At 62.3% G+C, this 25,551-nt stretch carries 19 protein-coding genes and 1 pseudogene; 14 read left to right on the top strand and 6 right to left on the bottom strand.

Going from position 1 to position 25,551, the window contains the following annotated elements; translation table 11 throughout:
* Positions 1–83 precede the first annotated feature (83 nt).
* The 5 genes from QN397_RS23725 (at position 84) to QN397_RS23705 (ending at position 3,630) form a co-directional block, all read left to right on the top strand.
* On the top strand, positions 84–1,175 hold the full coding sequence (locus QN397_RS23725) for a hypothetical protein (protein WP_323502097.1): 1,092 nt from the start codon (positions 84–86) through the stop codon (positions 1,173–1,175).
* A gap of 647 nt (positions 1,176–1,822) precedes the next feature.
* Positions 1,823–2,170, top strand: coding sequence for a hypothetical protein (locus QN397_RS23720; RefSeq protein WP_323502096.1), 348 nt, complete (start codon positions 1,823–1,825; stop codon positions 2,168–2,170).
* 108 nt (positions 2,171–2,278) lie between these two features.
* Entirely contained in the window at positions 2,279–2,470 is a 192-nt protein-coding gene (locus QN397_RS23715) for a hypothetical protein (RefSeq protein WP_323502095.1), read from the top strand.
* A gap of 111 nt (positions 2,471–2,581) precedes the next feature.
* The gene (locus QN397_RS23710; protein WP_323502094.1) at positions 2,582–2,938 is read left to right on the top strand and encodes a hypothetical protein; all 357 of its coding nucleotides are present in this window, start codon (positions 2,582–2,584) and stop codon (positions 2,936–2,938) included.
* Positions 2,939–3,096: 158 nt separating this feature from the next.
* A complete protein-coding gene (locus QN397_RS23705) occupies positions 3,097–3,630 on the top strand; it encodes a hypothetical protein (RefSeq protein WP_323502093.1) in 534 nt (177 codons plus the stop codon).
* A gap of 399 nt (positions 3,631–4,029) precedes the next feature.
* On the opposite strand, the gene QN397_RS23700 is transcribed toward QN397_RS23705, so the two are convergent.
* Complete coding sequence (locus tag QN397_RS23700) at positions 4,030–4,320, bottom strand: hypothetical protein (protein ID WP_323502092.1); 291 nt, start codon at positions 4,318–4,320, stop codon at positions 4,030–4,032.
* Between the two features lie 25 nt (positions 4,321–4,345).
* Entirely contained in the window at positions 4,346–5,287 is a 942-nt protein-coding gene (locus QN397_RS23695) for a metallophosphoesterase (protein ID WP_323502091.1), read from the bottom strand.
* A gap of 119 nt (positions 5,288–5,406) precedes the next feature.
* On the opposite strand from QN397_RS23695, the gene QN397_RS23690 reads away from it, so the two are divergent.
* The 4 genes from QN397_RS23690 to QN397_RS23675 all read left to right on the top strand — a co-directional run bounded on the left by QN397_RS23690 (position 5,407) and on the right by QN397_RS23675 (position 8,464).
* Complete coding sequence (locus QN397_RS23690) at positions 5,407–6,048, top strand: NUDIX hydrolase (protein ID WP_323502089.1); 642 nt, start codon at positions 5,407–5,409, stop codon at positions 6,046–6,048.
* A gap of 65 nt (positions 6,049–6,113) precedes the next feature.
* The gene (locus QN397_RS23685; RefSeq protein ID WP_323502088.1) at positions 6,114–6,857 is read left to right on the top strand and encodes a hypothetical protein; all 744 of its coding nucleotides are present in this window, start codon (positions 6,114–6,116) and stop codon (positions 6,855–6,857) included.
* 169 nt (positions 6,858–7,026) lie between these two features.
* Entirely contained in the window at positions 7,027–8,142 is a 1,116-nt protein-coding gene (gene metK, locus QN397_RS23680) for a methionine adenosyltransferase (protein ID WP_323502087.1), read from the top strand.
* Between the two features lies 1 nt (position 8,143).
* The gene (locus QN397_RS23675; protein WP_323502085.1) at positions 8,144–8,464 is read left to right on the top strand and encodes a hypothetical protein; all 321 of its coding nucleotides are present in this window, start codon (positions 8,144–8,146) and stop codon (positions 8,462–8,464) included.
* 265 nt (positions 8,465–8,729) lie between these two features.
* Here QN397_RS23675 and QN397_RS23670 read toward each other — a convergent pair.
* Positions 8,730–8,939: pseudogene (locus QN397_RS23670) on the bottom strand (IS3 family transposase); the annotation flags it as partial.
* A gap of 417 nt (positions 8,940–9,356) precedes the next feature.
* Here QN397_RS23670 and QN397_RS23665 point away from each other — a divergent pair.
* From QN397_RS23665 to QN397_RS23645, 5 genes are read left to right on the top strand one after another with little or no spacing between them, the layout of a single operon-like run.
* Complete coding sequence (locus tag QN397_RS23665; RefSeq protein WP_323502084.1) at positions 9,357–11,279, top strand: hypothetical protein; 1,923 nt, start codon at positions 9,357–9,359, stop codon at positions 11,277–11,279.
* Complete coding sequence (locus tag QN397_RS23660; protein ID WP_323502083.1) at positions 11,276–12,802, top strand: hypothetical protein; 1,527 nt, start codon at positions 11,276–11,278, stop codon at positions 12,800–12,802. Before QN397_RS23665 ends, QN397_RS23660 begins: the two co-directional genes overlap by 4 nt.
* Positions 12,799–18,243 (top strand): FtsK/SpoIIIE domain-containing protein, encoded by a 5,445-nt coding sequence (locus QN397_RS23655; RefSeq protein WP_323502081.1) that lies wholly within the window; start codon positions 12,799–12,801, stop codon positions 18,241–18,243. Before QN397_RS23660 ends, QN397_RS23655 begins: the two co-directional genes overlap by 4 nt.
* A 42-nt stretch (positions 18,244–18,285) precedes the next feature.
* On the top strand, positions 18,286–19,347 hold the full coding sequence (locus QN397_RS23650) for a DUF262 domain-containing protein (RefSeq protein ID WP_323502080.1): 1,062 nt from the start codon (positions 18,286–18,288) through the stop codon (positions 19,345–19,347).
* A 9-nt stretch (positions 19,348–19,356) separates the two neighbouring features.
* Positions 19,357–20,202 carry an SIR2 family protein gene (locus QN397_RS23645; protein ID WP_323502078.1) on the top strand — a complete coding sequence of 282 codons (846 nt, stop codon included), beginning with the start codon at positions 19,357–19,359 and terminating at the stop codon, positions 20,200–20,202.
* Between the two features lie 22 nt (positions 20,203–20,224).
* Here QN397_RS23645 and QN397_RS23640 read toward each other — a convergent pair whose 3' ends face one another.
* From QN397_RS23640 to QN397_RS23630, 3 genes are read right to left on the bottom strand one after another with little or no spacing between them, the layout of a single operon-like run.
* On the bottom strand, positions 20,225–21,067 hold the full coding sequence (locus QN397_RS23640; RefSeq protein WP_323502076.1) for a phosphoadenosine phosphosulfate reductase family protein: 843 nt from the start codon (positions 21,065–21,067) through the stop codon (positions 20,225–20,227).
* On the bottom strand, positions 21,060–24,389 hold the full coding sequence (locus QN397_RS23635; RefSeq protein WP_323502074.1) for an ATP-binding protein: 3,330 nt from the start codon (positions 24,387–24,389) through the stop codon (positions 21,060–21,062). The genes QN397_RS23640 and QN397_RS23635 overlap by 8 nt, the downstream gene beginning before the upstream one ends.
* Entirely contained in the window at positions 24,382–25,302 is a 921-nt protein-coding gene (locus QN397_RS23630; RefSeq protein WP_323502072.1) for a DUF4007 family protein, read from the bottom strand. The genes QN397_RS23635 and QN397_RS23630 overlap by 8 nt, the downstream gene beginning before the upstream one ends.
* Positions 25,303–25,551: the final 249 nt, after the last annotated feature.

Here is a 25,551-nt window from a genome sequence, read left to right as displayed (position 1 = left end):
GACTGCAGCCCTGCCTCCTGAATCTTCACACATACGAGTTCTTGCAATCCGGGAGGCGCCCATATAAGCGTCTCCCTCTGGAGATGATCGCCGCGAAGAAGATCGGCCACGCGGTCTATGACATTGAGCGCAAGCTGCCACCAGGCGACCCAGCACGGCCGGGTCTCCTGGAGCTTCGGTCGAAGATTTACCGGGCGGCCTTGGACAAGGCGGCGGAACGAACCGGCTCTACACCCGATTCGAGCCAGGCGACAAATTCGGCGCGAGACAGTGGCTCGGCGAAAGCCAGCCCGGATGCGCCCTTTTCTGACCAGCGTGGACCGGACTCGACCTTGACGCCTTTCCCGACTGGGAAAGAGAAGGCACCTTCGGAGCCGAGGTCGACCACGGCGCGCCCCTCGGACTCAAAGAACCGTGCTGAAGGGGTAACTGCTGAGAAGAACATTGGGACTACCTCCGACCCTGTTGTACCGACACAGTCAAAGTTTCGCAGCGCCGAGGACGGCGCCAGCGAAGACGGGCGTACTCGCAGTTTAAGCTTCGTCGCAGAGCGCGGAGAGCGGATGAAGGGCACGCGCGCTAGCGTCTCTGCCGACGAGAAAACTGCGATCGGCAAGGCTTCCGAGGATCCCGGCGTGTCCGTCAAGAAGATCACTGACACAGTGCGCGAGCACAAGTTGGCGCACCCGCCGGCCCAAGGCTTGGCTGGGCTCGAATTCACCCGTACGAAGCTCGGTGATCCAACGCCCGCCAAGCCGGCAAGGAACGGCAATCCAGCCTTGCCAGAGAAGCCCGGAAGGTCCAAGTACACCTACAAGACCGTGCCCTACACCTTCAGCAATGCAGAGGCAGTGAAGGGCAAGAAGGCAGCCCCGCTGGCGGATGGCTCGCCTGAGTACCAGAAGCGTGTCACAGGCGTTGCCAAGGGCGTCCTCGAAGAAGTCCGGCGCGTGTTTTCCCGCTCGGTGGATGGCGACCAGAACGCGAAGAACATCCTGGCCGAGGCCAGTTGGTACAAGGCGATGCGGTCCAGCCTGCGCCGCGACGTCGGCGGCATGTGGATCTGTATTCCGATCTGCTTGGCGACACCAGCCTCAACACCTCGGTTCGCGGCAACTGGTCGAATGCCGTCGACTCACTGCGGCGCGCGATGCGCGGCGACCACGACGAGCTGATGCCGAAGTGGGAGGCATGGTCAGACAACATTGCAGAAAAAGAGACCGCCTTCAGTGCGTACACCAACGAGCGGCTGGCGAACGGCGAAGGCGAAACGCGGGTCGCCATCAGGCGCGACCCCGGGTACGCGGCGATGCGCGATGAGATGGCCGCAGCGCGGAAGTTGCCGCCCGTGCTGCCGCGGCGAGAGCGGCGCCAACTACGGCTTCAATGGGCAGCAGGTTGTCCCTGGCATGGTCGACCTGTGGTGTACGGGTGCAAGACGCAGACACGATGGTGGGCCGCGGAGGCACGGCACCCAAGGCCGTCATCTTCAGTGGCAACTTGATCGGCTTTCGCCAAGGTGCCACGATCGACGTGTGGGCCGCGCGAATGCTGCAGCGCTTGTCCGGCGGCACGCGCGTCCCCAACATGGCCGAGACTGGCGTGACCGGCAACATGAAGAGCGATGGCTCCACCACGCTGCAGTTCGGCCTTGGCCAGGACGTCTGCCACCAGGCCTCGGATCTCATCCGCAACGACCCGCAGCTCAAGCAGGACGCCATCGCTGTCGCAGTGTCGCGTGAGGTTCCTGGTGTCTCCAGCTCGCAGGTGCTCTGGCATGAAACCCGGGTCGCCCTCAGTCACGAATACGAGGGTTTACTCCATGATGATCGACCAGCTTCAGAATCTGAAGGAAAGCCTCGCGCGCCTGGAGAAGCTGCACCCTGGACCGGACAGTCCATTCATGACGGGCTTGCGGCAGCAGATCGCCAACTTCGGCAAGAACAAGCCGAGCCACAGCCAGTTCCAGATGGGAATGCGGAGCGGCCCAAGTACAGCGTCCGCGACCCCGAAGAGCAAGCACCCGAGCGAGACCCCCGAGACGGCCGAGAAGCCGTGGACGACCGAGCAGGGAGTGCAGCTCGTGGAGCGCCGCGCTACGGAGCGCCGCGCGAAGGAAGCAGCAGCGCGCTCGGCGTCCATTTCAGCCAGCAGCCACGAGACTCCGTAAACAGCGCGTTCTACGGAACGGGCCTGAAGGGTGCCAAGGCCAGACGCCTGGCCGGCAACGAGAACGCCGACATCCGTCCACGCGCTTTCTTCTACACCGACAAAGGCAATGGCATCCAGCCCGAGTCTGGCGTCGGCGGCTACGCCCACAGCACCCGCTTGGACAAGCGTCTACGACGTCAAGGCCGACCCACAGGGCATCGTGCGCGACAACCCCGGCGCAAACAACTGGGAGCGCGCCATCCAGCAGGCCGGCTTCGACGGCTACACCGTCCGACACGCAAGCGAGAGCCAGGGCTAAGCGGTGCTGGTGTGCGCGGGCTCTTCACGCCAGGCTTCAAGGGGCAAAAAGAGAACGTCGCGAAGGCCCACGGTATCTGGGAAAATTATAAAAACGGAAAGATCTCTCTCGATGAAGCACGAAATCAAATTCTTAAAGCTGCAGGCGGAATTGAAGACCCTTCATGGTTCGGACCCGGTGCTGGATCATCTGCTGACAAGGGGACCAGTGACTCGTCAGTCGTATCTGGAGTACGCGTACCCGGACGGGGTGCCGGACCCGATGCAAGCGGAGCTCGAGGGGGAAATCCCAAGACCACTGCAACTCGCTACAGCCTCGCCGACCCACGGGATGAGCGCTCCGGCGCCGGTGCGGACGGACTTCGAGAGCCAGGACGACTTCGAGGAAGCGATGAGTCGCTGGCGCTGGACAGTCGGCCGAAACAAAGCGATCACGGCACTGACCTTTAAGGGCTCGCAGCCGAAGTAAAGGTCGACGGCCAGAAGATCCGTTTCGGCGGATTCAAGCCAGCGCAAGAAGCCGCTCGATCCTATGCCGAGAAGGCGGGCATCGACTACGACCCGCCGAAGAAGTACGCCAAGGCCGACCCCGAGCGCGCCACGCGCATCGCCCAGGCCTTCGAGGACATGCCGCACAACCCGCATGATCCCGAGACCAAGGCCGCCTACAAGGCCTTGATCAAGGAGGCCGGTGACCAGTACCAGTCGACGCTCGATGCGGGCCTGAAGGTCGACTTCATCCACGGCGAAGACCCGTACGGCAACCCGCGCAACGCGATCCTGGACGTCACGCACAACAACCACCTGTCAGTGTTCCCGACGACCGAGGGCTTCGGCTCAGGCTCGCCGGTGGATGTCGCAGGCAACCCGCTGCTGGCGCCCACGCGATTCAAGATCGGCGACAAGGTCATGCTGGCCACGACGTCTTCCGTTCAGTGCATAACTGCTACGGCCACATCGCCAACGGCGTCGGCTTCAAGGCGGTTGGCGAAGAGAACGCCTGGCGCTCGCACATGTCGATGTACTCCCCGCTTGCGCGCCGGGCCATTACCAGCGAGAACCGCGGCGAGACTAGCTGTAAGAGCTATGGGCCCGAGCGTCGAAGAGACGCGCACCGACGCGCACGAGCGGCAAGAAGCTTGTTATGACCAATTTGAGTAGTGCCCCGCCGCGAGAGATTTCGATACCAATTCTGGAGTCCTACTCTCCAACGCTCGGAGCGACGGCGGAACGTAGAAATTGTCAGCGATTTCCTCATGTGCGGCAACACGGTCGACGTCTATCCGAACGACACTGACCTTTTCGAAAGCGTCTTAGTTGGGCTCTCCGCGCGCATGTGTGGCCCGTGCCGGCAGCGACGGGCCGTACCCCAAAAGCCGAGTTACAGCACTGGCCGTGAACGATCCAAAAGCAAACGTTCTCCGACGTGCCAAGAGGTTCATTTTTCCGCCGTGGGCGCTATCCACGCTGGGTCAATCGTGTCGACCGTTCCGCGTGGCTCGGCGGGGGGGCTGACGCCACAGCAAAGCCAGTCAATCAACGAATCGTTGCCAACAGTATTCAACGCGCAGCACATATGTCGACGCTCTCGGTGCGCGCATAGTCCCAAGCGGCGAAGGCCACCGCCGGCACCTCGACGCAGCAGATGTACGGATCCTCACCAAACATGACGTAACTGTCGTACAGAGCGTGAGCTGACATCCCCGGCACGTACGCCGCGGAGAGATACTCGTTGACGATACGCCGGCACTGAGCGATCGCCGTTTCAGCTTCTGCAAATTCACCCAGGCGGTAGCGATTGCCCTCGTCCATGAAGTGGGAGTTGTCCTCAACCATCACGACGTAGCCCATGCTGACCTCCTTGCGTTGAATCGGGTCAGCCAGCCGCCACAAAGCGTCCGGCATCGAGTTCCTGTTCGCCGTCCCAGCGGTAGGCCACCAATGGCCCGGCTTTCGCAGCCGACCAGTCCAGGCAGGCGACCTTGGGCGACAGCAGGCGCGGCAGCCCCTCCATCCAATAGTGCCCGATGAACACCGGTGATCCGATCACGGGTGTAGCCAGATACCCGTCGACGATGTCCGTCTCCGGCATCCGGTGCTCGTGCTCGGAGCCGACGATGGCGACGTCGCGGTAGGTGCGAGCGTCTTCCATCCACCAGCGCGTGCGAACCTCAGTCCGCTCCTTGCCGCTGTGATCGACGAATGAATATCCGTCCGGCAAGGTGATCTCCAGTCCCTTGGTCAATCCTTCCATTGCCTCGAATTCGGCTGAGCCCTTGTCATAGGCAGCGCGCAGGAATTCTTCGCTCATAGATGTTCCTGCCGGCCAGCTGCGCTTCACCACGTCGACGAAAGGCTGGTGCCACCAGGCATGCACCACGCGCGCACCGCCCAGGTCCAGAAAGGGCGGCAAAGTCCTGAAGCAGGTGACCATGTCCCTGTGCAGTTCCGAGCCCTCGCCGACCTGCTTTAAGAACTCGGCGTGCTGGGCGACGTTGTTGTCGCTGTGCCTGCGGAGGAACCCGCCCGGCACTTCGGCGCGCTCGGTGACATACCCGATCGCATTGAACTCGTGGTTGCCCATGATCGACAGGGCGTTGCCAGAGTCGATCATCGAGCGGACGATGTTCACCACCTTGACCTGCTCCGGTCCGCGGTCGATCAGGTCGCCCAGGAACACCGCCTGCCGGCCCTGCGGTGGGATCCACATCGTCTTGCCGGTTTCCACATAGCCGAGCTTGTGCAGCAGGGCCTGGAGCTTGCCCGCCTGGCCGTGGATGTCGCCGATGAAGTCGAAGCCCATGGAGTCTGCTTTCATTGTTGGTTGCGTTGTTAGTTGCTTTGTGCAACGAACTGAGTATGATCCGCTTAGTTCAACAATGCAACTAAGTTGTGATGACCACTTCAAACACCAGCTCCCAGCTCAAACGCTACCCGATGCCTTTCACGCGCATCGAGATCGTTGTCATGAGTCTGATGGAAGGTGAGCTTCACGTTCTGCTGGCGCGCCGGGCTGAAGCGCCATACGCCGGCAAGTGGGCGCTGCCGGGGGGCGTGCTGAGGATCGACCTCGATCGCTCGCTTGACGCCGCTGCCCAGCGTGTCATGAAGGAACGGCTTGGCATTGAGATGCCTTTCCTGCGGCAACTCGCCACCGTGGGCGGTCCGACGCGCGACCCGCGTGCACCCTGGGCACTCAGCGTGGTCTACCGGGCCATGGTGCCGCTCGACTCGCTCGCGCCCGTCGCAGGCAAACGCATCGAAGCGCTGGCATGGCGTCCAGTGAAGGATGCCGCGGCCGACAAGGCCCTGGCGTTTGATCACGCCGCGCTGGTGGAGGAGGCCGCCCGGATCACCCGGTCCGAGGTGGAAGAGTTGCACTTGCCCTTCGGCTTCCTGCCAGGGCACTTCACGCTCGGCGAACTCCAGTTGACCTGCGGCCAGTTGCTGGACCGTCCGCTCGACAAATCCAGCTTCCGGCGTCGGCTGGCGGAGCGTGACCTTCTTGAACCGGTCGAGGGCGCGATGAAGACCGGCGCCTTCAGACCGGCACAGCTTTACCGCCAGAAGCGCTCCTGAGCTGTTCTGGCCACCTTCACGGTCGCGTCTCTCCTCTGCCTCATCGACACCCCCTGAAAGCCTCCATGCCCATCCTCCTGAACCGCCGCCAGATCCTGACAGGCCTGCTGGGCCTCGGCGCCTCGGTGGCATTCGCGTCGCCTGTGGAGCAGGTGTCGACGCATCTGGTCGACCTCGAGTGGCAGCGCTTGGCCACCGACCCCTGGTTCTTCGACATCATCGATGTGGATGGCACGATCTCCGAGAGTACGGCGGTCGAGCCGTCGGTCTATTCGGATCTGTTCCATATTGCGGAGGCGGACCTTGCAACGACCGCGGGGCTGATCAACCAAGTGGAGCGCTACGCACCACTGACGGCCGTCTTCCGGATGACGGCGGTTTCGGAGCTGGAGGACGTAGGCGATCAACTCCTGCGTGGGAACGCCACCCTTGAACCCAAGGAGCGGAAGAGCCTGCGGGCCCTCGAGGCTGACCTGGAAGACGAAGAGAACGGCTGGGCCGAGCTTGTCCGCCACGAAGGCGAAGCGAGCCTTCCTCGGTTCCGCGCGATGGTGCAGGAATGGCTGGCTGACTCCATCGAATGGGAGCTGCTGGAGACCTTCCCCCGGTATTGCGGCGGGCAAGGCATCGCGCTGAGCTTCTTCGAGGATCTGAGCCACGACGTGCGAAGCGCGCTCGACATCGAGATCGTCGACGGCGACCAGCCCGGCAGTTCGTATGTCGGTGCGCAATTGCGATCGGGTATCGACGAGGCCAACGCCATAGCCGCCGAGCTTGGACTCCCGTTCCGCTTTCGGGACGCCAGTTAGGGAGGAACGGCACCACGGCAGGCACTGCCGCCGTACACTTTTCCTATCGCCGAGTTAGGACTACTTGCGGGCGATTCACAAATTCAGCTAAACGGTCGGCCCAGACACAGCCCCTGGTGACCGGCTTTTGCCGGTTACCCAGGGGCTGGGTTGTTTCTGGAGTTCTTTCATGTCCATTCGCGATGGTCTTTTTTCCTCGGAGTCGGTTTCCGAGGGACACCCCGACAAGCTTGCCGACCGCATCTCCGATGCGATCCTCGACGCGTTCCTGCACCTCGAGCCCACCGCCCGCGTGGCGTGCGAGACACTGATCGCCGACCAGTGTGTCGTGCTCGCCGGGGAGTTCAAGACCAAAGATCCTGCTGTCTTTCGTGACGTGCGTGAGCGGGCCGTGTCGATCGTCGCCGGCGTGCTGCGGGGTGCCGGGTACAGCGACGCGGTGACGGGCATCGACCCGGACCGGTGCGAGGTGCAGGTGCGGTTCAACGGCCAGTCGGCCGACATCTCGCAGGGCGTGGACCACGTTGATGGCGTCATCGGTGCAGGTGACCAAGGGCTGATGTTCGGCTACGCCTGCGACGAGACGCCGGAGCTGATGCCGGCGCCGATCGTCTTCGCCCACCGGCTGGTGCGGCGGCAGGCAGAGCTGCGCCGCTCGGGTGAGCTGCCTTGGCTGCGGCCGGATGCGAAATCGCAGGTGAGCTTCCGCTACGAGGATGGTCGACCCGTCGCCATCGAGGCGGTGGTCCTGAGCACGCAGCATGCCGACGGCATCCGGCACATCATCGACAGCGTCATTCCGGCGTCGATGCGCAGCGACAACTACTGCGAGCTGATCAACCCGACCGGGCGCTTTGTGATCGGCGGTCCGAAGGGCGATGCGGGACTGACAGGGCGCAAGATCATCGTGGACACCTACGGTGGGGCGGCGCCCCATGGGGGAGGGGCATTTTCCGGGAAAGATCCAAGCAAGGTCGACCGGTCGGCTGCCTACATGGCGCGCTTTCTGGCAAGGCAGGTGGTGGGTCGAGGCTGGGCACGCCGCTGCCTTACGCAAATCGCCTACGCGATCGGTGTGGCCGAGCCGGTGAGCTTCCTTGTGGATGCAGACGGCGCAAGCCCGGCACGCAACGCCGAGATGGCGGCGGCGCTGCGTGAAGAGTTTGATCTGACGCCAGCGGGCATCATCCGGCGGCTTGACCTGCTCAAGCCGATGTACTTTGAGACCGCGGCGTACGGGCACTTTGGCCGCAGCGACCTCGACCTGTCATGGGAAATGTTCTGAGATGACAACAACAAAGAAGCCGACGGTTCGGTCCGTCGAAGTCTCAATCGAAACGGTTGACGACACGCTCACGTGTTCTATGGCGCTCGTCACCTGGCGGCGAATCCTCGCCGGACGCGTCGTTACCCGCGTCGTGCCGTATCGCTACGAGGGAGAGCGCTTTACCAGCGAGTGGATCTTTAACGGGGCAGGGCCTGGAACGCTTCATGTCGGCTATGACGACTGCGGCGTGCATTTGGATGGCGCTCTCAGCGACGCAAGTGTATTTGTTGACGGAGAGCAACTCGAGATGTCGACGTTCGAGCCACCTCCAGCTTCATAGCGTCCATCGCCGGTGCTTGGGGTCGGCCGCCTGATATGCGGAACATGTCGCTCGCCCTTAAGTTTGAGCAAGCCGCCGGCGCCGGCGGTCGACAACTTCCAGAAAGTCGGCGGAGCCTTCGCCGACTGCTACGCGATTTGCCAAGTACGTTCGCTTGCCGCGAAAATTGAGGAAGCGGGCAACCGTGGCGAAAGCATCGGCCTTTCCAATTAACTTCTTGATGGAATATGACCTTGCCCCTGGAATCCGTACCCCATAGCCGAGTTCATGAGTTGGCTTGCTGTGGCTGATTGGCAAGCCAGTCCTGCTCGAACTGCCTCGGGCTGACGTATGCCAGCGTCGAGTGCAGCCGGTCTCGGTTGTACCAGAGCAGCCAATCGATGGTTTCGTCCTTCGCCTCGCGCCGGGTCTTGAACCGTTTGCCGTGCAGCCGCTCCACCTTCAACGACCCGAAGAACGTCTCGCTGCAAGCGTTGTGAATCGCCCCAGGATTGAACTGACCCCCAGAAGTTGGACGAACTTCAAGAGGTACGTTTTTTGAGGGCAAGGTCAAAGGTCACGCTGGCCAATCCAGCAAACCAGCACCTCTGGTTTTTGGACTCATGCGACAAGTCCCAATCTGTCCATGGTGACCGAGCTTAAGGTCCCCGCCTGCTGCGTTTAGTCTTCTGCTTTCCGCTGGCTTCGGTAAGCACCGAACGAGTAAACCGTTCTCTCTTGATGCGCAAAAAAAGGCGGTTACGGTTTCGCGTCGCAGTTCAAGTTATCTTTCAACGCGCGCCGGCTTCATACCTGGCGCCGCCAAATTTCCGGACCTCGTCTGCCGGAACTTCTAGTCGAGGCAAGACTAACTCTCTACAATTTGTAACCAAGTGCTCCTCGAATCGGGGAGATGAAGTTCAAGCACCGGGCGCGCATTTCTACGATGACAACAACCACTAACAACGCAAGAGAGGCTGCCCCGGCCCCCGCAGGGGCTTGGATCAAGTTTTTGCGCTCCTATGGGCCCACGCCCGAAAACGGCATCCTCTTCGACGAACACGTCAGTAAAGCTCTTGCGAAAGCCAATGTCGCGCCCATTAGCCTCCCCACCACACGGTTGGCGGCTATTGCCGAGCGCGCCGCCAACGGGCTACCTGGATCGATCCTTATCGCCGGAACGGCTGGCGACGGCAAGACGTTCCATTGCCGAAGCTTGTGGCTGAGCTTAGGCGGCGACGGTGGTGCGTGGGCCGCCAAAAGCATGGTCAAGGAACTGCAGCTCGCCAACGGCCGGACGGCTATCTTCGTCAAAGACCTGAGCGAACTCGCGCAGGAGGACAGCGACTACGCCATGAACTTATTGGAGCAGTCCGCACTTGGCGCCGAGGACAAACGGTTTTTGGTCATCGCCGCCAACCACGGGCAGATCTTGGAGAGGCTCAGGGACTTCGGGAATCGGCGCGGACGCCAAAGCGACTTGCGCAACATCATCCAGGACTCGTTCCTGCTCGCCTCGACGCCTCCCGCCCGGCTGGCGATCTACGACCTGAGCGCGTCCGCCAACCGCGATACGCTGAATAACGTCTTCGACGCCGTCGCCAATCATCCCGAATGGGACAAGTGCGGGGGATGCGGCCACCAAGGCGAGGGGAAAGTCTGCCCCATTTATGAGAACCGCAACCGAATGCTGGGCGCGGCAGACGGAGGCCTCCTGTCCACGAGGCTCGGCGACGTCGCCGAGGTGGCCAAGTTCAACGGCTGGCATCTGCCGATCCGGGACATGCTCACCCTGGCTTCGAACATGATCCTGGGCCATCCCGCCGCCAAGGAAGGCCTCATGACGTGCGCTGACGTTCCGCGCATTCAAGAGGAACAGGATGTCGAGCGCGCAAGCCTCTACTCCAACATCTTCGGCTCGAACTTGAAACCCAAGATGAGGCAGCGGCTGATCTTCCAAGCGCTGGCTAGCTTCGGCATCGGGTCCGAGACCACCAACGGTGTCGATGGCCTCTTGGTCTACGGCGCAGACGACCCGGCCTTGGCGCCGGCCTTCGACCGCCTCCTGCGCGCAGACCCCGTCTATGGAGCCAACGACGCTTACTTGTCCGAGCTGCGCCGCTACTTGGAAGGCGAGGAGGAGGCGCGGTTGGATTCGGGAGCCGCGGAATTCCTGGCGCGCTTGGAGGCGCAGCGCCGTCGCCTTTTCTTCACCGTCTCGGATGGCGAGCAGGATTACGCGCACTGGCCCATGTCGGTGTTTCGATTCGCGAACGAATACCTCGCGCTAGCGGCCGACGTCTCCAATCAGCGGCCGATCTCAGAGCCGATACGCTCGCGCCTCGCTAAGGGTCTCAACCGGGTGATGACCGGCCTCTTGATTGAGAACGGCGACAAGCTGTTTGTGGCGAGCTCCGGGGGCTTCACACAGTCGCGCGTGAGCGTGCTTTGCGACACCGAGGCGCCGGCGCGACGCGTCGGCGGTGTCGGCATGCGCGCCCGAGTCGAGCCGCTTTCGGGGCGCCCATTGCTTGAAGTCGCGCTGGCCGCCGGCGAGACGAGCCCCGCGTCACTCGCGCTGACACCCGTGCGCTTCGAATTCCTCTGTCGAGTCGCCGACGGAGCGTTGCCAGGCAGCTTCTCGAACGAATGCCTGGAAGACCTGTTGGCCTTCAAGGCGCGGCTGCTGCGAAAAGCCGAGCTGCTGCGCAGGCAGCGCGCGGAGGACGATGACGACGACGCGGCCAACGAACAGACGCTCACGCTCAACTTTATCGACATGGAGCAGTCCGGGATGGGATTCTCGCGCCCAGTCACCATCAGGACGGTCGCGTGAGGCCCCGCATCGACGCCGTCAGCTTCGCGGTGGACGAGCACATTTGGGGCCACCGTCTCTACGACGAGCAGCTCCCGCACCTTTTGATCCTCGAATTCCTCGGCGTCTTGGGGTCGAATCTGCAAGCGCCTCTACACCCGGCCGGCCCTGACACGGTCCGCTTCAAACCGCAGCGCCAAACGCGCATGCGGGCCTTGCTGTTCAACAACCCGTACGTCGAGTCAATCCGGCAACGCTCTGTCTCCAATGACGAGAAATGGCGCCTTTGGACCGAGCGCTTCGCGCAGGACTGCGCGGCGTTGGGTGAATGGAACCTTGGCTATCTGCGTGCGCGCTTCGCCGAGTTCGACGACTTCGCCAAGGCCATCGAGCTGCTCAGATCCTCGGCGTTCGAGGCGCGCAGCAACAAGCGTTGGAGCTCCAAATTCGTCTTTCCTTTCGGCCCCGACGCCCTCTACGAGGACCTGCGCGTTGGCAACACCGGAGCGTCATCTAACGACCGTCGGTTCTTCGCCCGCGGTGGCGAACTGCTGTATCTCATGCTGTCTCGCGCGGCGCGCGGCGCCGAACTCGGCGCGCTGCTTAAAGACCGCCTGTTCGACTCCACCGCGCCCATGAATCGATTGGCTCGCGCTCTCCAAGGGGAACCGGAATTGGCAGCGCAGGACAGACCGATCGGCTATCTGCCCTACGCGAGCCACCCGCGCTTCGACATCATTTGCGAAGACTGGCTTGCGATTCTCTCGCGCGACATGCCGGTTTACGACGCGTTGGAGCATCTGATCGCCAACGCTGGCCTCAACGTCCTGCTCTATTTCCTCGAGTGCGCGAAAGCGGAGGCGGGTGACTCCGATCCGGTAGAGATCGTGTGCGAGATCGTCTCGCGTGAGCGGACCAAAGTCAGGGCGCTGTCCGGCGATTCGTTCCAGTCCAACCAAGGCCTGTCGATGCGTGCGGTGCGTGCGGCGGTGGAGAAGATCCGACTGACGGACGAATGGGCTCAAGCGGCGGAGTCAAGCGATCCTAACGCCGCGGCCGCGGGCTTGATGCGGACCTGGTTCCAATGGCCTCCGGCCAATGGCTCCGACGAGGACGCCGCCGACTCTGACACTGGCGACGAGCTTGTGTCGAAGCTCGCGGCGGCTGCCGAGACGCGGCATGGGGAGCACGTCGGAAAAATCCACGGCGCGTGGTCGCGCGCGCTGGGCTTGACCTCCCGCCGCCTGTCGCGCCGCACGCGCTACGCTCCGAACGACAAACTTTTGAAGACGCTTGTCGTCTCCGTGGTGGACGACCGCATGCAATTCGACGATTTCCTCGCGTTGGTCCGCGAGCGTTATGGCCTCATCGTCGGCGACGTGGAAGGAGCGCGGCTCGTGAAGACGCAGCAGGTCGACCAGGAGGCCCTCAGCGACAACAAGGATAAGCTCGAAGCACGGTTGGTGGGCCTCGGTCTCGTGCGTCGGCTCTCGGATTCATGCTCGTTCGTCGAGAACCCGTTTGCGATGGAGGTCCATGCATGAGCGCCGACAAGATCATCGGACGCGTCGTCGCCTCAGTTCTGCTTTCCCGGCTCCCGGAGATACCGGAGGGGGCTCCTCAACCCGAGCCATCCTATTTCCGCTTGGACAAACTCGACGGAAGCCAGATCGCCGCGGCGGTGCGCGAGATACGGCTTAATCCCATGCTGGCCGATCGCGTCGACCTCAAAATCCCACGCTGGCTGGTCATAGGCGAAGGCCTTCCGGAAGAGGCCCTGACATCGGAGAACGCCGGCGCGGCCCGCAACGCTACCACTACGAAGACAGTCGTTCTGACAGCAAACGGCACCGAGCCGGGCCTGGCCGACACGCTCGACCACGTGGCGGCCCTCGGCGCGAAGGAGCTGCGTTCGCATCAGCAGTTCTGGGTTGAGGCCACGTGCCACGTCGCCTCGCTGGCGCCTACGACTGAGGACAGGGCGATCTTTGCTTCGGCCGTTTCGGGCCTCGTCCACGTGACCGACCTATCCTTGGTGCAGCTCGGGGAGTTCTGCTCCAAGATCAGCGAGGCTTTCCACCCTTCCCGCGGTCTGCCCATCCGCAACGCCGTCGGCTGGGCGCTTCCATGCGTAGGGCTGCCACGGGACACATCATTTTTCGCCAGCGCAAAGACCTACGGCAAGCAGTTGGGTCCGTGGCGCAAGGCGTTTGGCAAGCTCTTTGCCAACCGCCAGCCGCTGTTGTTCAAGCGCCGCCCGACAGGTCAGCCCATCGATGCGGAGGACATGCGGACCAGGTTCGACGACAACCTTACGTCGATCGCAGCCAACGCGCAGCCCGTTCTCACGACCTTCATCAACGCGTCCGATTCCGACGACGCCGCGCGTGCCGAAGTCGCCGAGCTCGAATGGGAAGAGCACGGTGTCCACTTTATTTTTGAAAAGCCGCGCGAGCAGCAGCGCGGGCTGGCCGATGAGACGCTTTATTTCTTCGAGCACATCCACAACGAGCCGGTCCTCACGAAGGAGTGGTTGGCCCATCTCGAAGATTTGAAGACGCGCGAAAAGCGATCCGACTGGAACGAGGGCGACGAGATCTTTTTCCACGGGCACAGGTCGTTCTTCGAAGACCACAAGCCGCTGCTGGCCAAGTGGGAAAAGATCATCTACGGCAAGCCCATCGACTGCGTCGACTTCTTGGAGGGCTTCTCGGCGCTGGTGTCCCAATTGGTGGCGAGCGCTCCGGACCCGAAGGGGGAGCGCGTCCTGCACATGACTGTGACCAAAGGCCGCACGGTCTGGCGCGAGCGATTCAACTACGACGTCGGCTCCTATTTCTCGTCGATGTGTCGAGGGCTCAAAGAGCTCATGGGCGAGCGCGTGCGTTGGCATGCGACAAAGATGCACACGGCGGCACACCTCGATCCCATCTTCGCGTATCGGGCGTTCTTCCAATTCGAGAAGGAGCGACTGGCCAAGCCGCCCAAGCCCTCGGATTCGCTGGCCCGCGCCGCGGTTCAGATCAAGTTCGACGCGGTGCTCTATGAGCGCGTGAATGGCGAAGAGGTCCAGCTGCGCAAAAGCCAGCTTGTATGGTCGTTTAAACCCGAGGCGATCGGCTTGACGATGGTCGACGACATGAAGCGGCTGATGGAGAAGGGCGGGATCAACTGCACCTCCGTCCCGCGCAGGCTCGTGAGCAAGAAGGGCGGCGTCCAAAGCGTTTCCCTGGACGACACCAACACTTTAGAGGCCACGTTCTCGTCGGATGCCGGGTCGCTCGTGCCGCCGGCCGGCAAGCTCAAGAGCCAGCGCCAAGAGATCAAGCGCCGAATCGACGAGTTGGCGGATCAGGGGCGCCTCTCCCAAGAGCAGCGCGGCGCGATCCGCGAAGCATGGGATCAGTTCGAGGACGACTACGCTAAGGCCATGGAGGACTTCATCTCCTATGGCCTGCATGGCGAGGCGGTCGAGCGTCAATCGGAATCTTACGCAGAGCTGCTTCGCGCGCTCGCCATCCACGCGCGCGGCGACACCTGCCGCTCGAAGCTCGTGACTGAGGTCCTCACCATCGGCACAGTGCGCGTATCGGGCGAGCAGCCGTGCATCATCATCCCGCCTTGGCATCCGGAGCGGATGAAGGCGCTGGCGGTCAAGACACGCCGAGTCGCAGGCCTCGCCTCCCATTTGCTGGCAGGCGTGGACGTGCGCTTTGGCGACCACGGCATATTCAACAAGGAATTCGCCGACGAGCTTCGGCACCCGTTCTACCCGGAGATCGCCATCGCGGAGCGCGCGGGCACTCCGGAGCTCGTGGCCGAGAGCGGCACGGTCAACGGATACAGCCTTATGGAAATGCCGGTCAGCGGCGACCAAGAGTTCCTGACCGACGTCGACCCCTCCGCGGCGGCGAAGCACGTCAAGGAGCTTTTGGACCGCTATGTGGGCTTGCAGCCGCATGAGGCCAGCAACCTAAGTGTCTTGCTCTACAACGCGGATGCCGCCGAACTGCCGCTGGCCGTAGTGCATGAGCTCTCGCGCGTGCAAGCCGAGAGCGAGGACGAATTCCAGTGCGCCGTGGCGGTGCGTCACCGCGACCCCAACAAGCTGCGCCAGGTCTACGCGGAGCTAGTCACCAAAGCGGGCGACGATCCGGATCTGCCGGTTGTGAGCGAGACGTCCGAGAACTTCATCTCGAAGCTGCGCATCGCGGCGGTGCCCGCCTCCTCGACACCTCCGCAGTCGGCGGGCTTTAAACCCTTCGATATCGCCTTCTTGCACGACGTCGTGTCCCGGACGGCGGGCGTCGAGTGGATCAAGGTGCCTTGGGCCAACGAGCGCCCGAGCTTCGAGCACGCGCCATCGCGGTGGTCGTATCGCAGCGTGTCCGGCGAGGACGAGCTCAAATCGACGACGTTCCTGACGTGCCCGCAGCAGACCGCCACGGGCTGGGCCTACGTCGCCGCGGTCGGCTCGGTCGCGCGCCGCGCCGATCCCATCGACGGCGAGCGGGTGTTGCCTGCGCGGCGCATCTCGCTTGAAAGCCCGGCGTTGAAGGAGACCCTTGACGACGCGCACGCCATGGCGGAATGGGTGGCGACCTATGACGAGCTTCTCGACAAGCGGCAGCTTCGGGAGAACGGCATCACCGTCGTCCGTTATCGGCGCGCCTCAACGAACGGCCGCAACATGATCGTTAGCTCCACGTCGGAGCTGCGGCTCCTCGGCGTCTTGGCGCGCCGACGCATCGCGGAGCTTGGCCTCTCGATGGACGAGGCGAAGTTGTCCGAGGTGGTGTCGCGAGCCAAGGGCGACGCCCTCTCCGTCTCCGGTGACATCGTCATGCGCGCCGCCAAGCGCGGCGTGTCCGCGGGCGAAATGCTCGGGCTCGTGCTCAGCCGATACATCGTCGAGGCCGAGCTCAAAGCGTTGGCGGGCTCCGGCTCGCGCCCGAGTTTCTGCGCCTTCTTCCTGCTTGACGACTACGCGAGTTGGCTTGCGCAGAAGGAGAGCCGCATCGCCGACATCCTGGCGCTGTGCGTCGAAGAGCGCGACGGCGAGCCTCATCTGCACATCGCCATTGTTGAATCCAAATACGTAGGCGGAAACGCGAGCGCGGAGGCCAAGCGCTCTTCGCGTGCTCAGCTTATGGCGACGCTCAACGTGTTTCGCAGTGCGCTGTTCGGCGACCCTGGCCGGCTCGATCGTGACGTGTGGCTCTCGCGCCTCGCGGACCTGCTGCTTGACGCGCACATTCCCCCCGGAGCGACAAACCTGCTTGAAAAGGCGCGCGCGCAGCTTCGCTCCGGCGAAGCGCCCATTTCATTGCGCGGCTACTCGCACGTCTTCTTGCACTCCGCGGACCCCGCGTCGCCGGGCTCGCAGTCGGAGCAATCGTCGATCGAGTCCGGCGAAGGCGCTCCGGCCTGGCAAGAAGTGTTCGACCGGCAAGAGGTCCGATCTCTCATGGAGGTTTACGCGGCCAAGGCCGACCCCGCTGCGATAAGGCAGGCGCTCGGTCCGCAAACGCCTTGGCTCGATGGCGACATGCGTTTGCCTGCGCCTCGAGTGACATGGACTTCGATGATCGGTTTGCTCGCCCAAGGCGCGCCTAGCCTGAAGCCGGCGGAAGTTGCCTATGTCGGCGCGGCCCCCATACCGGCGGCGCAGCCGCCCCAGGAACATGCCGACGCCGCGCCGACCCAACCCACGGGCAGCGAAGGGTCGGCGGAGGCGCCCGCGCAGCCGTCAGCTACAGCCGCTGCTCTGCCGCATCCGATGCGGCGCGATCGAGCGCTTGGGAATCCCGCGCAAAGTAACTTCGAAGCGCTGGTGGCCGAGAAGTCGCGCGCTGGCGAGGGTTCCGATGACGAGCGCGTCGTGTGGGCGGACGATGTCACGAAGAAGCTTCGCATTGCGCTCAATGGCTACGGCCTGCAGGCGGCGGTCATCGGGACGAGGCTCACGCCAAACGGCTGCTTGGTGAAGCTCGCCGGTTCTGATCGGCTCCGCGTCGAGGACATCGAAGCCAAGCGCATGCAGCTTCTGACGACGCACGCGATCAACCTGGTTACGGTCCAACCCATGCCGGGCGAGATCGTGGTCACGATCGCAGGCGCGAAGCGCCAATCCGTCTCGCTATGGGATCTGTGGGCGAAGCGTTCGCTCAATCGCAACGCCGCCGGGGTCAACACCTCGTTCGTACTGGGTTTGCAAGAGATCAACGGGTCGCTGCTATATCTCAACCTCGGCGGTGAATTCGGGGGGCTCTCTTCGCACGATCCGCACTCCTTGGTTGCCGGGGCTACGGGCAGCGGGAAATCCGTCCTCGTGCAGTCGATGCTGCTCGACATCGCGGCGACCAATCCCAAGGAGCTCGCGCAGATCGTCTTGATCGATCCTAAGATGGGCGTCGACTACGCGCCTTTGGAGGCCTTGCCTCACATGCGCGAGTCCATCGTCATCGAGAAAGGCCGCGCCGCGATCATCCTCGAAGGCCTCGTCCAGGAGATGGAGAAGCGCTATCGACTGTTCCACAACGTCCGCGCTAACAACTTGACGAGTTTCAACGCGAAGTCCGCGCCCGAGAGCCGTCTCCCCCTTATCTTCTTGGTCCATGACGAGTTCGCAGACTGGATGCTCGACGACGCTTACAAGAAGGCGGTAAGCGCTGCGGTCCAGCGGCTGGGGGTCAAAGCCCGCGCCGCGGGCATCCATTTGATCTTCGCGGCCCAGCGCCCGGATAAGGACGTCATGCCCATGCAGTTGCGCGACAACCTGGGCAATCGCTTGATCTTGAAGGTGGCGAGCGAGGCCACGTCGAAAATCACATTGGACCGAGGCGGAGCAGAGTTGCTCTTGGGCAAGGGCCACATGGCAGCCAAGCTCACGGGGGAACAGGGCCTTGTTTTCGCGCAGGCTCCATTCCTAGCTGAATCCGACATCGAGTTGGCCGTACATGCCATCCTGAACGACAACAAATGAGGCCTCGACAAAAAGATCTGCCGTCGAGAATGAAGAGCGGGAATGAAGGATGAGGAGACGACGAACGTGAAGATTGATCAGCGAAACTGGACTGTGCGCAAACTTGTCGATAACAAGACAGTCATCAACATCAACCCACTTTGGCAGCGCGGTCCCGCTTGGAAGCCGCAAAGACAAGCGTTGCTAGTCGACTCGATCCTCCGAGGGATGGATATTCCCAAAATCTACGTTCGCAAATTGACGGGAAAAGTTTTCTCGCACGAAGTAGTCGATGGACAGCAGCGGATCCGCGCCATCTGGGAGTTCCGGGCGGGTCAAATTCCGCTAAAACATCCTGACAAAATCGCGGAGATCGATGGCATAGTTGTCGACGGGCTTCGCTACTCGGCGCTGCCGAAAGCGCTCAGAGATCGGTTTGATGAATTCACGTTGAGCATCGGCGAAATTACCGATGCCAGTAGTGATGAGATCACAAACTTGTTTGGCAGACTCCAAATGGGCGTCTCGTTGAACCCGGCGGAGCTGCGAAACGCGATGCTCAAGCCTCTCGGTTTGGTCATCGACACCATGGCGACGTCGCATGCTTTCTTCGACGATTGCCGGATTGCCGACACGAGATATAAGCGGCAAGACTATGTGACCCATCTGTTCACGATGGCGGCCTACAACGGCTCCAGAAACATCAAGGCGCCGGACCTGAGAGCCATGTTGGCTGAATACACGCCGGACCGTACGGATGAAATTCTTGAATTGACAGCCAGAGTAGGCGAGGCCTTGTCCACGTTGGACTTGGTCAACCAACAGCTCGGCTACAAAATCGTTCAGAAATGGATTTTTGTAGACTTGGGCTGGTTGATTCTTCAATGGCAAGAAGAAGGTCGAGAAGTGGACCCGATCAAGTTGGCCGAGAGCTACAAGAAATTCGATGCTCTTCGGAGGGAGCACACCAGTGATCCGGCCGCGCTGCTTCGAGCAGGCCACAAGTTGTCGGACAGGCAGGCATCGAATCTCTATGCCTACATCAATGCCTTCCGCACTCAAGGCGGTGAGCACGGAAATTTGGGCATCCGCAATCTGGCGCTTCGCGCATTCACTCGTCAATAGGAGCGCACGATGGCATTCAATCCCGGCATGATCCCGCCAAACTTGAAAAAGGCCTACGAAGATGAACGCGTTGTTTTCTTGGTCGGGGCGGGGCCATCCATGGGAGCAGGGCTCCCATCCTGGGTGGAACTTTTAGAGTTGATGATCCAAGAGGGCGAGCGCAACAATGTCATCACTCCGGAGCGAGCGGTGGAATATCGCGGACTCAAAGGCGATGCGAACAAGTATCTTTTGCTGGCTTCAGGCTTAAAACGCGACCTAGGGCACAACTTCCAGCGATTCATGGAGCAAATCTTCGTTGCCTCCAAGCCGAGGACAACCGCCTTTCACAAAGCCTTGGTGGCGCTCGATAAGACGCAGTTCGTCGTCACGACCAACTACGACACGCTCATTGAGAAAGCATTTAGGACTATCGACGAAGATTTGAGCGTTTGCACATATCAGGAAGTGGGCGAAATCCAAAGACGACTGTCGAATAAGGAGTTCTTCGTACTTAAAGCGCACGGCGACGCCTCTAAGCCTGGTAATGGCTTGATTCTCACGGACGCGGACTATCGAAGCCTCATGTATCAGCATCGCGGATATCAAAGCCTTCTGATCACGATCTTCACTGTCTTCACTGTGGTGATTGTGGGCGCTTCTCTGTCGGATCCCGAAACCAAGCTCTTGCTAAATTACATAGCGGATGCATTTCCCGGAGCCAGCCCAAACCACTTCGCGCTAATGTCCAAAGAGGATGTAACGGGCGTCGAGAAGGATCACTGGTATGCGGAGTTCAATGTTCAATTTGTTCCCTTGAGCAAAGATAACGACTACTCAGAGACCACCGAATTCTTGCAGGCCCTCAAAGGCTAATCTGCCGGCTGCGGTGGGGCGGCTACTTGTGGCAGACGACGCAAGCACCACCGCCTTCGTCCTCGCCGTACAGGTCGTCGATGTCGTCTTGAGAGTCGAGCACAGGCCGGAGCGGATTGACGGGCCGACGGCTGGCCTCCCTGGCTTTGCGCAGTTCAAAGTCCGCGATGATTTGGACCACGCGCTGGGGCTTCTCCAACTCTTTCAGCGGCTCGCCCTTGCTCCATGTGAAGGGCGAACCATGCTCCAAGGCGTTCTTCTCGTAGGCCTTCGCCTCCTCGAACGCCTCTGGATGGCGCTCCTTCAAACGCACCCATTCGATCTTCTGCTGGAAGAAGCAAAATGTGCAGCCGCTGCGCGAGCGCCAATCGTAGTATTTTGGGATGCCGACGCCTGACGATTCTAGGATGTCGAACACACCCTTCTTGTCGATGCCGGCTTCTCGGAAGGGCAGGCTCACCTTCAAGTTTTCGTGCGTGGAGGTGTATCCCTCGCGGTAGTCCTCATCGGAGCGGATGGCGACATAGCTCGTAACCTTGTCGCCGCTGGCGAGGGCGGGCCGGATCCACTGCTCGAACGGCGCGAGCTTCAACTTGCGCGTGCACCAGCGCGTCTGCGCCGAGGGGAGGAAATTGCCATATTCGCGCAGCCAAAAATCGAAGTTGCGGCGCGGATTGAGCCTGGCGATGGGCTTGCCTAAAAAGCCTTCTAGGCGCCCTAGAAACTCATACACCTCGGGCAGCTCCTTGCCCGTGTCAGTGAAGAAGTATTCGATTTCGAGGTCGGGCTGCGTTTGGCGCACAAATACCGCGAGCGCTGCGCTGTCCTTGCCGCCCGATATGCCGAGCACATGCTTCTCAGCCATACGTCTTCTCCTTGGTGTCGGCCGCGTCGGCGGCGGCCAGCCTCATGCCGGCCTTCGCGAGGACCGCTAGCAGCACGTCGATCCCATGGCCCTGCTTCTCCATGTCGGCGACCAGCTTCGAAGCCATCTCTTCCACCGTTTTGCGGTGGCGGTCCGGAATAGAAAATTCGCGAGCGACGGTCTTGGTGTCGGCGCCCGCGCCGATGACCACCGCAAAGGCTTCGCTCGTGGGCTGGCGGCCTCGCACCGACACGAACGCCTCCGCCTGCCGGAAGCTCAGGGCGGACTTGGCGATGTCAAGCATCGCCGCGTCGATGTCGCGATCGTTCCAGTCGCGCGGCGGCTTGTTGGCCGCCAAGCTCAGGATCCCTTCGACGCTCGCTTGCAATCCGTCGTGCTTGGCTAGCCGGCCCGAGAACGCGTCCTGGCGCAAGTCGCCCGTCACGCCAGCAAGCGCCTCCGCGCGGGCGTTGAGGCGGTCGAGCCGATGGGCTGGAGCGTCGAGCGCTTTGAGCATGCTCGCTTCGATCTTCTTCATCAAGGCGCCGTAAGCGCCGGCGATCTCGATGACGGGTCCGCGCAAAGCTCGGACAAAACGCTCTCCGCCTGCCGTGTCGAGGATGGCAGGAAGGTCGACGAAGAGCACCTTGTGCGGATCGTGCGCTTTGAGCAACGTGTCGCGCACTTGGCGCGCCTCGAGGCTGAGGCTCTGCGTGCGCTGCGTCCACGCTGGAAGTCCGAACACGAGCCCGACCAAGCCGCGCGCGGCTTCGAGCGGATCGCGGGTAGGTGCAGGGGCGCCGACCTCGGCCAGAATCTTCGCGATGCCCGCGAGGACGCGAGCCTTCTCGTCGTCGATCAAAACCCAGCTCAGGGAAAAGCGCTTGGGGTCCTGCAGGTATTCGTCGATGTCGGCGTCGGCCAGGTGCGGGACAAAGACCCCGTCCTTGTAGACGGCGATGTTGCCCTTGTGCGCGAGCACGAACGCGGCGAAGAGGACCGGGATGGCGCCGGCTCGTATGCCGAAGGGCGGCTGGGACCACAGCGCGTGGATGTCCGAGGCGGCGACGCGCGCGCCCGAATCGGCGAACTTGTCGCGCGCGCCCTTCCACATGGCGGCGAAACTTTTCGCATGGCGTTTGTGCGGCGCCTGGAAGCCCCACACCCCCTCGTCGGACTCCCTGTGCAAGCCGGTGCTGCGCAGCAGCGTCTCATAAAGGCCGCGCTCGGCGGGAAACCCCTCAGCCATGCCCAGCGCTTCGACCTGCTCGCTCGCGAGCATCCGGTGCAAAAGCTCGCGGCGCGCTTTGACGCTGTTACTCGACATGCCGTCGCGATTCACGAGCTCGCTCCAAAGCGCGGGCGACTTCTCGTAGACATGGTCCGCCAAGACGGAGGCGAAGGCCGAGAGGCGCGAGCCCGCGTCCAGGTCGCCGGCCGACCAACGCGCGAATAGAACGGCGGCGCGCAACTGCTCTTCGAGGTTGGCGCGGACGTCGGCGATGCGGGCGTCGACTTCGCGCCGCGCCACGGGATCTCCACCGAGCTCCGCGCGTTCGCGCACAGCTTGAAGGGCCAAAAGCTCGGCGGCCAGGTCGTCTATGCGCGCGTGGTTATTGGGCACGCCCACCACGACGGGCCAAGGCGCCGTCCTGGAAAGCTCCGCCGCGTGCTTCTTGGAGGCGGCGGTCGTCGCATTTCGGTCCGGAAGCGCGAGCAGGAATACGCCGAACTCGCCCTTCGCAGGCTTGAAAGCCGAAGCCAGGCGCTCCGCGTCCGTGAGGCGGCACAGCGCCATGTTCATCCAGCGCATCGTGCCGCGCTCGTAATAGTGGCGTTTGGCGATGACCGGGTAGAGGTCCGTGAGGCTCGAGAGCATGGCGAAGTCCACGCCGTGCATCGACGCGCGGGCCTTGCCGATGGCGGCCTCAATGTCGAAGTCGCTTCCCTCAAACACCGACCATGCGGACAGGTGCTTCTTGTGGATGACGACGCGCCATTTTTCCAATTGGTCGAGCGCCGCGGCGATCTGTTCGGTCGACGCGCGCGCGAAGAGGGTATGGAGGACCTCGGCGTCGGCTGCGAGCCCCGAGCCGTTGCGGAAGAGGTCGATGACGGCGATGCTCTTGATCAACTGCACCAAAAGCGAGTCGGTGCTTTTGGCCTCGGTGCGCTCAACCGCCTCGGCGGCTTGCGCCCAGCGATGCCCGTCGGGCGACGACAAGATCGCCGGCTCCAAATTGGCTCTGAGGTAGTCCCAATAATCGTGCGGCCTATAGCTCTCCGCGTCGGCGGCAGGCGCCTCCGCGAGATACGAGCGGAAGCCGAACGGCTCGACGGATGCCAAGAAGCCGAACGTGCTGCGCTCGTTTTGGCCGAATTGGCGCTTCGATATGGGGCCGAGAAGCGACGCCATCGCCGGATGCAAGGGCCAGCAGGCGAGCAGCCGCGCCCCGAAGTCGGGGCCGACAGCGGGTCGGCGGGCTCGGATCGAGGCGGCAACCGCGTTGGCCGTCGCCTTCATCGCTCGCGGCGCGCCTTCAGACTTGATGGCGCGGCTGATGAGCTCAACGACTTCGTCGCTCGCAGCCACTATGGGAATGTCGGAAAACCGACCTTGCACCTTCGCCCAGTCGTCGCGCGTTTCAATACCAAGCCGCGCCGAGTATTGGGCGAACGACTGATGCAGGATGCCCACGACGACGACTTTGCCCGGCGCGCGCGCGGCAGCTTCGGCGAGCTCTTGGAAGAAGTAAACGTCGTCCCCGGAACCGAGCATCGCGGCTTCCAGGAACTTGCCCATCTCGTCAATGACAACCAATGCCCCGTCAAAGTCCTTCGACTCGGCGGCAGCGCAGATGTCGGCGATGACCGAGGCGCCTGTCGCCTTGCGCTCATCGACGCCGCGCTTGGCCTTCGCGAGCGCCCCGGCGAGCTCGGAGACCACGCTCGAACGCTTGCCGACGATGGGTAGGGTCAGCCATCCGCGCCGCGCCGGAAAAGCCTTGTCGAAAGCAAGATCCTTGTCCAAGCCGAGAATAATGCGAGCTCTTGTTCTGATCTCGCGGTCGGCGGACAAGGCGCTCGCCAGGGCGACGGCAAGGCTCGATTTTCCGCCGCCAAATGGGCCCGTCCAAGTGAACGCGCGTTGGTTGCTCTGCGTGAGTTGGCGCACCATGGTGTCGAGCGCGGCGTGCGCGGTCCCGTGGCAGACATATCCTTCGAGCGCGTCCGCGCGGCCCAAATCCGCGTCGATGCGGATCGAGCGTTGATAGTGTCGCGCGATGCGGACGGAATGTGAAAGCGTCTTGGCGTCAGGCATACGCCCTCCTAATCAGCGCCGCGCGCAGCTCGTCCGTCGAGCCAGGCTTGCGATGCACTTGCCGGAGGCCCGCTGTGTCCGTCGATGACATTGCGCCGGACGTGAGGTCCGCGAGCTCAAAGAGGCGGGTCGCCACCGAGTCCTCGTCGAGCTTGAACACGAGGCCAGGCGAGCCCTCGCCATAAGCTATCGCCTCGAAGGCTAACGAGCTGAGATCCCGCGCGGCGCGATCCCAGTAGTCCACGAGCGCATAGGCGAACATGCCGTCAGTGAGCGTCGCCTTCGGGCCGCGGCGAAACGCGAAATAGCCTTTGCGCTCTTCGCTTAAAAGGCCTAATTCCCCGAGCATCGGCTCAGCAAAGTCCTCCGGCGAGCCGCCTGCCATGCGGGGAGCGTAGCTGCGCAAGCAGGTCTCCAAGTCACGCGTCAACGTGACGGGCGAGAGCCTCGTGACGCCAAGCGCCTTAGCATAGCCGGCCAACGGCGGCGCCAACTCTTCGCGCGTGAAGCTTGGCGCGGCGACGTGGTTAAAAAGCCAACGCCAAGTGGTCGATCGGCCGCCTTTTCCTGCAAGCGACCAATGCGCGAGCCATGCTGTTGTAGCGCTCTCGGAATAAGGATCGAGCCCGTCGTCGTCGAACACTGCTTTTGCTATGTCGGTAAGAGGATAAGAGTCACCCGGCGCGTCCTCAACGAGGTCGCACGCCAACGCCCAATGGCGGATGGAGGCAACCATGTTTTTGCCCACACCGAACGCGGCGATCGAGCCTTCATCGGAGAAGACTGACTTTTGGATGCGCGCGTTCTTGTCAGCTTTGTCGAACGCTTTTTTCAGCCACATCTGGCGTAGCGGAAACGTCTCGTGCCCCGAAAAATGGGGTGTCAGACCCCCCGAGGTTGACGTTTTGATCATCATACAATTCTAGACTGGTGAAATCCACCAGATCGCCTTCCCCTTTTGTTTAACTCCGAACTTTTACGCGACTGCAAGGCGCCTCAGAAGTGCACGGTGTCTACATCTGTACGGAACACTACAGTTTGAAAAAGCCGAAAATTTTTCGCCTTCAATGAACTGACTGTATATTAATAAGGGGTATCCTTTTAGCTCCAGCGACCGCGGAACTACTGGATGAACATACAGATGCTAGCGATGTTCACGGGG

The sequence above is a fragment of the Variovorax sp. RTB1 genome, from assembly GCF_035018765.1.
GTDB lineage: Bacteria > Pseudomonadota > Gammaproteobacteria > Burkholderiales > Burkholderiaceae_C > Variovorax.
This window is presented reverse-complemented; position numbering and strand designations above follow the sequence as displayed.